We start from the raw sequence: 12,211 nt of genomic DNA on the forward strand, positions 1-12,211 counted from the left end.
CAGCGTTCTCACCGGTCGCGCCGGGAGCGCGCACCCCAGCCCTTGCGCTCGAAGAAGCGTTCGAGCGCGAAATACAGCGTCGGCAGGATGAACAGCGTCAGCAGCGTCGACACCACCAGCCCGCCCACCACCACCGTCGCCAGCCCGCGCTGCACGTCGGTGCCCACGCCGGTGGCCAGCGCGGCCGGCAGCATGCCGACCGAGGCCACGGTGGCCGTCATCAGCACCGGGCGCAGCCGCTCGGCCGCGCCTTCGAGCACCGACTCCTGCAGCGCCAGCCCTTCGCCGCGCACGCGGCGGAAGTTCGCGACCATGATGATCCCGTTCTGTATCGATACGCCGAACAGCGCGATGAAGCCCACGGCCGTGGCCACGTTCAGCGTTTCGCCCGCCACGTGCACCGCGATGAGCCCGCCCAGCGTGGCCATCGGCACCACGCCCAGGATGAGCGCCACCTGCCGGATCTTGCCGAACTGGAAGAACAGCAGCACCGCCATGATGCTCACCACGATCGCCAGCGAAATGCCCAGGCGCGACTGCGCGCGCTGCTGGTTCTCGAACTGGCCGGCCCACTGCAGGCGGAATTTCGCGGGGTCGAACTTCACTTCCTTGGCGATGCGTTCTCGCGCCTCGTCGAGGTAGGAGGCCAGGTCGCGGTCGCGGTTGTCCACCCGCACGGTGATCTGCCGCTCGTTCATCTCGTGCGAGATGGTGCTTTCGCCGGTCTGCAGCCGGATGTCGGCCACCTGCGAGAGCGGCACCTTCGCGCCGCTGGAGCTGTTGAGCAGCAGCGCGCCGATGGCCTCGGTGTTGCCCTTGGCGCTCTTGGGCATCTTCACCGACACGTTGTAGGTGCGGTTGCCCGCGTACACCGTGATCACCGGCGCACCGCCGATGCCGGTCTGGATCAGGTTGGCCACGTCGTTCGCGTTCACCCCGAAGCGCGCCGCCGCCTCGCGGTTCAGCTCGATCACCACCTGCGGAATCGGCGGCTCCTGGAAGAGCGATGCCGAGGCCGTGCCGCGCACCGTGCCCAGCAGCTCGACGATCTGGTTGCCGATGCGCCGGCTCTCCTTCAGGTCGTCGCCGTAGATGCGCAGCACCAGCGGGCTGTGCGCGCCGCCCACGGCGTCGTTCACGCCGTCGATGATCGGCTGGCTGATGCCCACGTCGAAGCCCGGCATCTTCGCGAAGCGCTCGGTGAGCGTGCGCACGAACGCCGCCTTGTTCACGCCCGCCGGCCACTCGCTGTAGGGCTTCAGGCCCACGGGCACTTCCATGTGCGAAGGGGTCCAGGGGTCGGTGCCGTCGTCGTTGCGGCCCAGTTGCGTGACCACGTACGACACCTCGGGGTACTCGAGCAGCACGTGGCGCATTTCGGTCGCCATCTCGCTGGCCTTGTCCAGCGACAGGCCCGAGGGAAGCTGCACCTGCAGCCACAGCGCGCCTTCGTCGATGTCGGGCAGGAATTCGCGTCCCGCCGTGGCGCCCAGCACCACCACCGCGGCGAGCGCCAGCGCGCTCAGGCCGTAGGCAATGGCGGGCACGTCGAGCAGCCTGGTCAGCACGCGGCGGTAGGCGCGCGTGAGCCACTCCAGCGGCTTGTTCACGAAGGGCTTGCTCGGCTTGCGCAGCGCCACGTAGGCCAGGCTCGGAATGAGCGTGAGCGCGCAGAGCAGGGCGCCCACCAGCGCATAGCCCACGGTGAACGCCATCGGCTTGAACAGCTTGCCCTCCGCGCGCTCGAAGGCAAAGAGCGGAAAGTACGCCGTGATGATGATCAGCGTGGCGAAGAAGATCGGCCCCGACACATGGCTCACCGTCTCCAGGATGTTGCCTTCGGTGAGCGTGGCGTTCGGCTCTTCTTCGCGCCGGCGAAGAATGGCCTCCATCACCACGATGGCCCCGTCCACGATGATGCCGAAGTCGATCGCGCCCAGCGAGAACAGGTTGGCCGGCATGCGCGTGAAGTGCATCACGATGAACACCGTGACCAGCGACATCGGAATGGCCACCGCGGCCACCACCGCGCTGCGCGGGCTGCCCAGGAAAAGAATGAGCACGAAGCACACCAGCGCCATGCCCTCGAGCACCGTGTGCGTCACCTTGTCGACCGTGAGCTTCACCAGGTCGTCGCGGTCGATGTAGGGCACGATCTTCACGCCCATGGGCGCGAGCTCGGCCTGCAGCTCGTCGATTTTCTTGTGCACGCCTTCGAGTACGCGCGAGGGGTTCTCGTATTTCAGCATCAGCACGATGCCTTCGATGGTGTCGGGGTTGGTGTCCTTGCCCAGGATGCCGCCGCGCTCCTGGTGGCCGAACTGCAGCCGCCCCAGGTCGCGCACCAGCACCGGCGAGCCGCCGTTCTGCGCCACCACCACCGTGCCCAGGTCGTCCAGCGTGTGGATCTGCCCGATGCCGCGCACCACGTAGCTCTGGTCGCCGCGCGCGATGCGCCCGCCGCCCGCGTTGGCGCTGTTGTTGTTGATGGCCGTGACCACGTCGTTCAGCACCAGCCCGTAGGTCTGCAGCCGCGCCGGGTCCAGCTCCAGCTGAAACTCCTTGGTGAAGCCGCCGAAGTTGTTGATGTCGACCACGCCCGCCACCTGCTTGAGCGCGGGAATCACCTTCCAGCGTTGCAGCTCCGACAGCTCCATCAGGTTCTTTGTGTCCGATTCGAGCGTGTAGCGGTAGATTTCGCCCGCCGGCCCCGCGACCGGCCCCAGGCCGGGCTGCGCCCCCGAGGGCAGCGTGACCTGTCCGATGCGCTCCGTGACGCGCTGGCGCGCGAAGTAGTCGTCGGTACCGTCCTTGAAACTCAGGTTGATCAGCGACAGCCCGAAGGTGCTGCTCGAGCGGATCGAGGCCAGCCCGGGCGTGTTGCTGAGCGCGCGCTCCAGCGGCGTGGTGATCTGCTGCTCGATTTCTTCGGCGGCCAGGCCGTTGACCTGCGTGGTGACCTGCACCGTGACGTCGCCAAGGTCGGGGTAGGCCTCGACCGTCATCTGCGTCCACGACCAGGCGCCGAACAGCACCAGCGCGATCGACATCGCCCAGGCCAGGTGCCTGCGGCGAAAGAACTGGGTGATGATGAGATTAATCATTCAGCAGCACACCACCACGCACCACCACGCGCTCGCCCGCGGCCAGGCCGCTGCGGATGCGCACGCTGTCGCCGTCTTCGCGGCCCAGCTCCACCATGCGGCGCACGAAGGTCCAGGGCTCGGCCTCCACGAACACGCTCACGCTGTCGTTGTTCATCAGCAGGGCCGAGGCCGGCACCTGCGCCTGCGCGGCCTGCGGCACGCCGAGCACGGCGGTGGCGTACATGTTGGGCTTGAACAGGCCCTCGGGGTTGGCGAAGACGATGCGTGCGCGCGCGCGGCGCGTGTCGGCGTCGAGCACCGCGCTGACGAAGCCCACCTTGCCGCTGAAGCTGCGCCCCGGGTAGGCCGCCAGCGTGACCACCGCGTTCTGCCCCGGCGCCACCGAGCCCACCACGCTCTCGGGCACGTTCACCGTGACCCAGACCGCGTCGAGGTTCGACACCGTCATGAGCGCGGCGTTGGCGTCGTTCAGGTTCGCGCCGGCTGCGGCGTTGAGCGCGGTGACGGTGCCGGCCATGGGGGCGACGATCTTCAGCACCTGGCCTGACGGGGCGTTGCTTCCACCATTGCTGCCATTGCCTACGGTGCCGTCCGCGCCCAGGCTGCGCAGCCGCGCCTCGCTGCGGCGCAGCTCAGCGCCCTGCTGCGCGACGCTGCTCTGCGCCGCCTCCACGTCTTTCGCGGCGTTGGAGCCGGCCTCGTTCACGCCGCGGGCGCGCACCAGCGCGCGCTGCGCCAGGTCGAGCGCGTCGCGGGCTTTCTGCGCGTCGGACACGGCCTGCGCCAGGTCGGGCGAGCTCATGGTGGCCAACACCTGGCCGCGCTTCACCGTGTCGCCCAGGCGCACTTTCAGCTCCAGCAGCTTGCCCGTCAGCGGCGGCAGGATGTTGACCGTGTTCGCCGGGTTGGCCTCCACCGTGGCGGGCAGGCTCACCTCGTGCGGCGAGGTCTGCTGGCCCACCGTGGCCACCAGCAGCCGGTCGCGCAGCGGCGAGCCGGCCGGCACGCTCAGTCGGTTGCCCTGGCGCACCAGCATCGGCGCGGGGGCGGCGGCCACCGCGGTGGCGGCATGGGCCGTGTTGTCGAACGAGTCCACGCACAGGGCGGCGCAGGCCAGCACCCCGAAGAAGATGCGGGCGTTGGTCACCTGGTAGAGGGTTTTCTTTTTCATCGCAATGCGTCCGTCGCGGGACGGGCGCGCCGTGCACGAAATGCCTTTTCGTGCCCTCGATTCGCTCCCGTCTCCTTTCCGGGGAGCGTATGAAGGCGTGACTGAAGAAGTCCCCAAGATTTCCTGAAGATTTCTTCAGGATCGGCGCGTTCGGCCGGGCTCGCCGTGAGGGCCGGGGCAGAACGGCCTGCAGTCAGGAAGACGCGGCATGATCCGCGCCATGAGAATTCTGCTGATCGAAGACGACCGCAAGGCCGCCCGGCTGCTCGCACGCGGCCTGCAGGAAGAGGGCTTCGTGGTCGACGTGGTGCACACGGCCGAGGAGGGCGACGAGGAGGCCTTCGTCACCGCCTACGACCTCATCGTGCTCGACTGGATGCTGCCCGGCAAGGACGGCCTCACCCTGTGCCGCGACCTGCGCCAGCGCGGCTGCAAGACCCCCGTGCTGATGCTCACCGCCCGCGACGCGCTCAGCGACCGCGTGGCCGGCCTGAACACCGGCGCCGACGACTACCTGACCAAGCCCTTCGCCTTCGACGAACTGCTGGCGCGCGTGCGTGCCTTGCTGCGCCGCTCGGAAATCACGCGGCCCGTGGTGCTGTCGCTGGCCGACCTGAGCCTGGACCCGGTGAGCCAGCGGGTGCTGCGCGGCGGCATGGTGCTGGAGCTGACGCACAAGGAGTTCGCCATCCTGCAGATCCTGCTGCGCCACGTGGGCGAGGTGGTGAGCCGCTCGCGCCTGGCCGAGCAGGTGTGGAAGGACGACCTGATCGCCATCGACAACCTGATCGACGTGCACATCGGCAACCTGCGCCGCAAGGTCGATGCGCCGCCGGCGGTGCCGCTGATCCACACCGTGCGCGGGCGCGGCTTCAGGCTGGCCGTGGCCGAAGAAAGCACTGGCAGCATGGGCGCCCATGCTTAGTTTTCGCAAGCGGCTGGCGCTGGCCCATGTGAGCGCGATCGTGGTGGTGATGGCCATTGCCGCCTTCGCCTCGTACCTGGTGTTCGCGCGCAACGTGCACCGCGAGCTGGACGCGGCCCTGCTCGCGCTGGCCGAAACCGAGATGGGCATGCTGCTGTCGGCCGGCGAGGGCGACACGGTGATCGTGCACGAGGCTCCGCCGGGCCCCGGCGCGCCGTCTTTCGTGCGGCTAGACCGGCTGGTGCAGATCGTCGACGCCGAAGGCCGCGTGCTCGCGCGCAGCGCCAACCTGGGCGAGGCGCAGTTGCCCATACCGCCCGTGCTGCGCGAGCGGCTGGCCGCGGGCGAGACCGTGTTCGAAACGCTCAACGGCTTCGGCGAGGAGCCGACGCGCATGGTGTCGGTGCCGGTGCGGGGCAGGGACAACGAAAAAGGCCAGGCCCCGTTGCTGGCCGTGCAGGTGGCCGGCTCGCTCGACGACGTGAACCGCACGGTGGCGATGGCCAGCGTGCTGTTCGTCATCCTCGGTGGCGCGTTGCTGCTGGCGCTGGGCGCGGCGGGCGCGTTGATCACGCGCCGCGCCTTCGGCGCCATCGACGACGTGGTGCAGCAGGCCCACCGCATCGGCGACGCCAACCTGGGCGAGCGGCTGCCGCACCCGGGCACGAACGACGAGATCGGCCGGCTGGTCGACACGCTCAACGCCATGCTGGCGCGCATCGAGCACGGCATGGAGGCGCAGCGCCGCTTCACCTCCGACGCGTCGCACGAGTTGCGCTCGCCGCTGTCGCGCCTGCGCACCGAACTGGAGCTGGCCTTGCGGCGACCGCGCGAGCCGACGGCGTATGTGGAAACCTTGCACTCGTCGCTCGAAGAGGTGGAATCGCTCACGCTGCTGGTCGAAGAACTGCTGGTGCTCGCGCGGCTGGACGCGGGCCAGGAGCGCGACGCGGTGGAAACCGTGTCGCTCAACGTTCTGGCCGAGGAGGCCGTGCGCAGGCTGGAGCCGATGGCGCGGGAACGGCGGTTGGAACTGTTGCTGGAACCCGCAGCACCGGTGGCTGCGCGGGTGGCGCGCGGCGCGGCGAGCCTGGCATTGGCCAACCTGCTTGACAACGCGTTGAAGTTTTCACCCGCCGGCACCACCGTGCGCGTGAGCCTGCGCGCGGATGCGCAAGCGAACGAGGCGGTGGTCAGCGTGGCGGACCGCGGACCGGGCATTCGCGGCGACGAACTGCCGCACCTGTTCGAGCGTTTCTACCGCGGCGCCACGGCGCGTTCGGACGAGAAGACGCCCGGTCTCGGGCTGGGCCTGGCGTTGTCGCAGGCGGTGGTGCATGCGCATGGCGGGCGCATCGAGGCCGCGAACGAGAGCGGTGGTGGGGCGCGGTTCGACATGCGGTTGCCGTTGGCTCGGTGAGCTGTCGTTCTGCCAGCGATGTTGAATGCCGGTTCCGGGACGGGTGAACAGGCCGCCGGGTGCTTCCCTCCGCGAACGTCCCCCGCCTTCGGCTCCTCCTTGATTTCGCTGCGGGAAGCACCCGACGCCCTGTTCACTTGGGCACGCTGCTGGTGAACCGCGCCGGCGTGATCGCGCCCTGAAGGCGGCCCGCATCAGCTACCTGGCACGACCGCTGCTTGGCAAGACGCATGAAGCACTTCATCGTTGAAATCAACTACCTCGTCCCCCTGGCCCGCGTCCAGGAATCCGTGCCCGCGCACCGCGCCTACCTGCAGACGGGCTACGACGCCGGCTTGCTGCTGTGCTCCGGGCCGAAGGTGCCGGCCACCGGCGGCTTCATGCTGGCGCGCGCAGCCTCGCTAGAGGCATTGCAAGACTTCTTCGCGCAAGACCCGTTCAGCATCGAGCAACTGGCGAGCTTCGCGTTCAGCGAGTTCCAGCCCGTAAAGCGCCAAGGCTGGGCCGAGGCCTGGTTCAGCGAGGCCTGACGGTGCAAAGCGCCGGGTGCGTGCTCAAGAGCGTGGCGACCTTGAAATGCCCCGCGCGCATCAAGGCGCAAGCACCAGCACCTTGAACTGGCTCGGCACGATGCGCATGCCCACGATGTTGCTGCGGTTCTGCACCGTGAGGCTGGTCATGCGCGTGCACGGCGAGCCCTTCAGCAGCACGGTGAAGGCGCCGGTGATGTGGCGCGACGGCCCCATCACCGTCTGCGACACCACGCCCATCAGCACGCCCGCGTTGTCGCCGTTGGTGATGGGCGTGGTGGTTGCCAGGTTGTGCGCGGGCGTGCCGCCATACAAAATGTTCCAGGCATTGGGAATGGCCGTGGGGCCCAGCGCGAAGTTGGGGTAGGGAATGGGGACGGCCGGCGGGGTCTTGCAGACATCGGGAAAGGCGAGGTCCATGCCCATCATCTGGGCGTTGGCGAACATGGCGGGTGGCTCCTTGTGGTTCGGGGGCGGTCAGCCCATGTGGATCTGCTCGGCATCGACCTTGACCAGCTCCTTGCTGGTCACCAGCGTGTTCTTCGCGTGCAGGCGCAGGGTGCTCGACGCCTGCATGTCGATCTGGCCGGCGCGCACCTGCTCGACTTCCTCGGTCAGGCGGAAGCTGGAGCGCGTGAGCAGGTGCAGCCGGTCGAGCACCACCTCGCAGGCGCGCCCGACAAAGCGCGAGACCAGCACGCTGAAGCGCACCTCGGCACCCTGGTAGTCGAGCGTGTCGACCTTGCACCGGGCGCGTTCGGCGTTCAGCTGCCATTCGGGCGCGCGGGTGTGCACGGCGGTGTCCGACTGCAGCGCCAGCGCGCCGGTGCTGCGCAGCGTGAGTTCGCCGCCGACGGCCAGGGTCGCATGGCCGGGGTCAGCTTGCGCGATGACGGCGATCAGGTAGAGCGCGTCATCGCTCGCGCCGGCGACCATGACGGTGTCGCCGGGCGCGGGCACCAGCAGGCAGCTCGCGGCGCGGCGGCAGGGCAGGGGATGGGGTGCGCCTGTTGCACTGGACACGCGCACGTCGTGGCTGTCGTCCGAATGGCTGGCCACGACCGTGGCGATGGTGATGCCTTGCACCGATGCGGGTGACGCTTCGGCCTGTCGCGTCGCGGCGGACGTTTTGCGCAGCAAAGGGGCCAGCTCGCTCTCAATATTGGTCAATGCGGCAGCAGGCAAGGGCGGCAGGGGCGTTCTCGCGGTCATCGTCATGCGGTGTCCTTCGCGTCGGGGGTAAAGCGGCCGTGGTCGTGGCGCATGCGGCCGTCGATGTCGCGGTCGAGGCGGGTGGCGCGCGTGGGCCGTTGCCAGGCGACCTGCTCGGCCTGGTGCAGCGCGGGGTCGTTGTCGAGCACGCCGATGCGGTCGCTCCAGCGCGACCCGGCCAGCGTGGCCCGGTGCAGCTGGGTGCGCTGGCACACGGCCTTCTCGAAGTCCGCGCCGCGCAGGTCGGCATAGGAAAAGTCGGCGTACGCGAGCTGGCAGCGCGCAAAGCGCGCGTTCTCGCAGCGGGCGCGATGGAACACGCCCTGCACCAGGCTGGCACCCGAAAAGTCGGCCGCGTCCAGCCAGGCATCGACCCACAGCGACTGGTCGAGCATGGCGCCGCGGAAGTCGGCGCCGCGCAGGTCGGCTTCGGGGAACAGGCATTGCGGTGCCTGCACGCGCGCCATGCGGGCGCCGTCGAGCGCGGCGCCCTTGAAGTTGCATTGCGTGAGGCGTGCATCTTCGAACCCGCAGCCGGACATGCGCGCGTCCGTGAACTGGCACAGCGCAAAGTGCTGCCCCGCGAACGACTGGCCGCGCAGGTCGGCCTCGGAGAACACGGCGTTGTGAAAGCGCGCGCCCTGGAACCCGACGTCGCGCAGGTCGGCACGAAAGAACACGGCGCTGGTCAGCGCGGTGTCGCGCAGGCTCGCGTTGCCCATGCGGCTGGCGTTGAAAAGGGTCTTGGTGAGCGTGGCGCGCTCGAAGCGCGCGCCGTGCAGTTCGCAGTCGTAGAACACGGTCTCGGCCAATTCGACGCCTTCGCAGCGCGCGTCGCGCAGGTCGCACTCGGCGACCACCGCGCGCGGCCAGTGGCCTGCCTCGGCGTTCACGCCGCGCAGGCTGCAGCGCAGCAAAGACACGCCGTCCAGCCGCGCCGCCGACAGCGTCGCGCCGTCGAAGCCGCAGCGCTCGAACATCGAATCGTCGAGGCGGCAGCCGGCCATGTCGGCCTGCGCGAACCTGCATTCGCTGAACATGCCGCCCGACAGGTCGAGGCCCGCGAGCACCATGCCGCTGAAATCTTCGTGCTCCATGCGCACGCCGCTGCGAATGCGGCCGGCCAGTTCCTGCGGGCTCATCGGCCGGGCGCGGTGCGCAAGGCAGGCACGGTCTTGGCCTGCTCGATGTAGGCGCCCTGGGTGGCGGTGACGGTGTCGATGCGAATCTGCGACATGTCGGCGCGAAACAGGTTGGCCTCGCGCAGGTCGGCGCCGGCCAGCAGGGCCTTGTTGAAGTTGGCGGTCATGAGGTTGGCGCCGCGCAGGGACGCGCGGCTCAGGTCGGCGCGAATGAAGAGGCTGTCGGGCGCCAGCGTGTCGGTGAGGTCGGCGGCGCCCAGGTTGCAGGAAGAAAAGTCGCAGGTGTCCAGCGTGGCGCGGGCCAGGCGCGCGCCTTCGAGCGAGATTTCCCTGAGGCTGCATTGCACGAGCGTCGCGCCCTCGAAGCTGGCGTTGCGCAGGCTGCTGTTGCCGGCGAAGCAGGTGGTGCGCAGCAGGGCCTGCGCGAACACCATGCCGTCGTCGCAGGCGGTGTGGGTGAACGCGCAGGCTTCGAGCGTGGCGCCGGTGAAGTCCAGCCGTGCGACGTGGCACGAGAGAAACGCGGCCTTGAAGAGCCGCGCGCCGCGAAAGCTGCAGTCTTCCAGCGAAGCATCGGACAGGAAGCCGACATAGGCGATGTCGGCCGAGCCGAAGTCGCATCCTTGCAGGCGCGAGTCGAGCACGTGCAGCTGGTGCAGCCGCGCGCCTTCGAAGCTGCAGGCCTTGAGCGTCACTTTCTCCAGCTTGGCGCCTTCGAGGTCGGCATGCGAGAAATCGGCCTGCTTGCAGTCGATGCCCGCCAGGTTGGTTTCGCGCAGCACCGCGCGCTGAAAGCTCGCGCCCGAGAGCTGGGCGCGCACCAGCACGGCTTCGCTGAAGTCGGCGCTGTCGCAGCGGGCGCCGCGCAGGTCGGCGCTTTCGAGCAGCGCACGGCGAAAGCAGGCGCCGCGCAGGTCCATGCCGGACAGGTCGGCGGCGGTGAGGTCCATGCCGGTGAAATCGCGGTCGCCTTCGAGCACCGACGTGACCTGGGCGCGCAGCGCGGCAAGGCGTTCGGCCGCGAGCGGGACGACCGTGGCCTGGTGCTGCGCGGTGCCGCGGTACAGCGCGAGCAGGCCGCGCTCGCCGGCCTCGGCCATCCGGCGCATTGACTCGACCTGGGCCGCGGGCGCGGGCGCGGTGCCTGTGGCGGCAGCGATGCCGGTGAAGCCGCTGAGCACCGACGCGCCGTCCACGCGCGGCGGCCCTTTCACCTCGGTGCGGTCGTGCTCGCGCACCAGCTTGCCGGTGTCGAAGCCGACCTTTCTGGATTCCTTGGCGTTGGCATCGGCCTCGCGCTGCAGCCGCTCGCGCTCGATGGCGCCTTGCGCGCGCTGGGCGCGGGCGTAGGCATCGGCCTGCTCGACGAACTCGGGCAGCTCGTGCAGCGTGGGCAGGCGCTGGAAGGGCGCGGGAAGAGGGCGCTCGCGAAAGTGACGGGCCTTGTGGCCGGCGTCCAGCGCCATCTGCTTGAGCTCGTCGCGGGCTTGCGCGCCGCGTTCGCGCATGTTGCGCACCAGCGCGGATTCGGCCTGCGCGCCTTGTTCGGGCTGGTCGAGCCACGGGCCGATGGCGGTCGCCGGCACCAGTTCGTCGTCGCGGAACATGTAGAGCGCCCCCTTCTCGGGGTCGCAGCGCTGGCGCAGCACGTTGGCGTAGTGCGCGAGGCCGCGCGGCGCATCGGCCGTTTCCAGCGCGGGCATCACGTGCGTGATGTCGCTGGCGTCGTCTTCCTCGATGGTGGTTTCGCCGTGGAACACCAGCGCGATGCGCTCCAGGTGCGGAAAGAACCACGCCGTGGTCAGCCGCTGCGCGACCTTCTCCACGTGACCGGGCGACCCGCGCCGGGCGATGAAGGCCAGCGCGCGCCAGTCGGGCAGGCGCCCCTGCTGCACGGCGATGGCCGGGTGCATGTTCCACACGGCGTAGGGCGTGCCGGGCGCGATCTCCATCGCGTCGGGCAGGCGCTGGTCGGGCGGCGCGGCGTTGAAGAGCTGCCAGTCCATGTCCTGCGCGAAGCCCGGAAAAAGCTGCGTGCGCCAATGCTCGTCGTACTGCTTGCCGATCAGGCGCAGGCGCCGCGGCCACGCGATGTCGAGCGGCCCGAAGCTGGCGGGTTCAGGCTGCTCGTCGGGCCGGTGCACCCGGCGCGACGGGTGCTCGACGTTGGGCAGGCGCTGCACCTCGCGGCCATCGACCGGCTCGCGTTCGTGGCCGCGGCCCAGCGGGTTGTCCGCGAACGAGGGGCCGCCGTAGGCTCGCGTCCAGTCGACGCGCATGGCCTCGAAGGGCTGTGGCGGTGTTGGGCGACCGCCGACCCAGTAGCGGTCGCCGAAGACCGCCAGGTCTTTCGAGAGGCCGCCGAGCTGCAGGCGCACGCCGCACATCGTCTTTTCCTGCTGGTGCGCGGTGTAGGCGAAGCCGGTGGCCAGCACCTCGGCACGTGCCTTGGGCAGCCCCATGTCGATGGCGGTGGCCGGGCCCAGCTCGTCGGACAGCGTCTTCCAGAACTCTGGTTCGGGCGTGAGCAGGTGCGGCTGGCCCATGGACACCATTGGCACCATTGGCACCATCGACACCATGCACATCGTGGTCACGGCCAGGCGCTGTTCGCCCGCGCGCAGGAAGGGCCGCGTGATGACGCTGAGGCGCAGCGGCTTGACGGTCTTCATGCGTGCAGCGCGCTGTGGCTGTATCCGTACCC

Annotated in this window: 9 protein-coding genes; 3 read left to right on the forward strand and 6 right to left on the reverse strand. The window is 69.5% G+C overall.

Translation table 11 applies throughout. The annotated features are described in order from the left end of the window. Window positions 1–8: 8 nt before the first annotated feature. Both QTI51_RS08270 and QTI51_RS08275 read right to left on the reverse strand, forming a co-directional pair. Complete coding sequence (locus tag QTI51_RS08270) at window positions 9–3,104, reverse strand: efflux RND transporter permease subunit (protein WP_116907758.1); 3,096 nt, start codon at window positions 3,102–3,104, stop codon at window positions 9–11. Continuing rightward, a complete protein-coding gene (locus QTI51_RS08275; protein WP_116907757.1) occupies window positions 3,097–4,278 on the reverse strand; it encodes an efflux RND transporter periplasmic adaptor subunit in 1,182 nt (393 codons plus the stop codon). Before QTI51_RS08275 ends, QTI51_RS08270 begins: the two co-directional genes overlap by 8 nt. A gap of 220 nt (window positions 4,279–4,498) precedes the next feature. On the opposite strand from QTI51_RS08275, the gene QTI51_RS08280 reads away from it, so the two are divergent. From QTI51_RS08280 to QTI51_RS08290, 3 genes are all read left to right on the forward strand, one after another. Continuing rightward, window positions 4,499–5,203, forward strand: a complete 705-nt coding sequence (locus tag QTI51_RS08280; protein WP_116907884.1) for a response regulator transcription factor — start codon at window positions 4,499–4,501, stop codon at window positions 5,201–5,203. Then, window positions 5,196–6,623: a sensor histidine kinase gene (locus QTI51_RS08285; RefSeq protein WP_116907756.1), complete on the forward strand. Its 1,428-nt coding sequence runs from the start codon at window positions 5,196–5,198 to the stop codon at window positions 6,621–6,623. The genes QTI51_RS08280 and QTI51_RS08285 overlap by 8 nt, the downstream gene beginning before the upstream one ends. 230 nt (window positions 6,624–6,853) lie before the next feature. After that, the gene (locus tag QTI51_RS08290) at window positions 6,854–7,153 is read left to right on the forward strand and encodes a YciI family protein (RefSeq protein WP_116907755.1); all 300 of its coding nucleotides are present in this window, start codon (window positions 6,854–6,856) and stop codon (window positions 7,151–7,153) included. A 60-nt stretch (window positions 7,154–7,213) separates the two neighbouring features. On the opposite strand, the gene QTI51_RS08295 is transcribed toward QTI51_RS08290, so the two are convergent. The 4 genes from QTI51_RS08295 to QTI51_RS08310 are packed head-to-tail and all read right to left on the reverse strand — an operon-like array spanning window position 7,214 to window position 12,179. Continuing rightward, window positions 7,214–7,600 (reverse strand): DUF4150 domain-containing protein, encoded by a 387-nt coding sequence (locus QTI51_RS08295; protein ID WP_019652627.1) that lies wholly within the window; start codon window positions 7,598–7,600, stop codon window positions 7,214–7,216. A 30-nt stretch (window positions 7,601–7,630) separates the two neighbouring features. After that, complete coding sequence (locus QTI51_RS08300; protein ID WP_286547600.1) at window positions 7,631–8,365, reverse strand: DUF3540 domain-containing protein; 735 nt, start codon at window positions 8,363–8,365, stop codon at window positions 7,631–7,633. Between the two features lie 2 nt (window positions 8,366–8,367). Further along, on the reverse strand, window positions 8,368–9,507 hold the full coding sequence (locus QTI51_RS08305) for a pentapeptide repeat-containing protein (protein ID WP_116907753.1): 1,140 nt from the start codon (window positions 9,505–9,507) through the stop codon (window positions 8,368–8,370). Continuing rightward, window positions 9,504–12,179 (reverse strand): DUF2169 family type VI secretion system accessory protein, encoded by a 2,676-nt coding sequence (locus QTI51_RS08310; RefSeq protein WP_116907752.1) that lies wholly within the window; start codon window positions 12,177–12,179, stop codon window positions 9,504–9,506. The genes QTI51_RS08305 and QTI51_RS08310 overlap by 4 nt, the downstream gene beginning before the upstream one ends. Window positions 12,180–12,211: the final 32 nt, after the last annotated feature.

This window comes from Variovorax sp. J22G73, assembly GCF_030317035.1.
In the GTDB taxonomy this organism is placed as follows: domain Bacteria; phylum Pseudomonadota; class Gammaproteobacteria; order Burkholderiales; family Burkholderiaceae_C; genus Variovorax.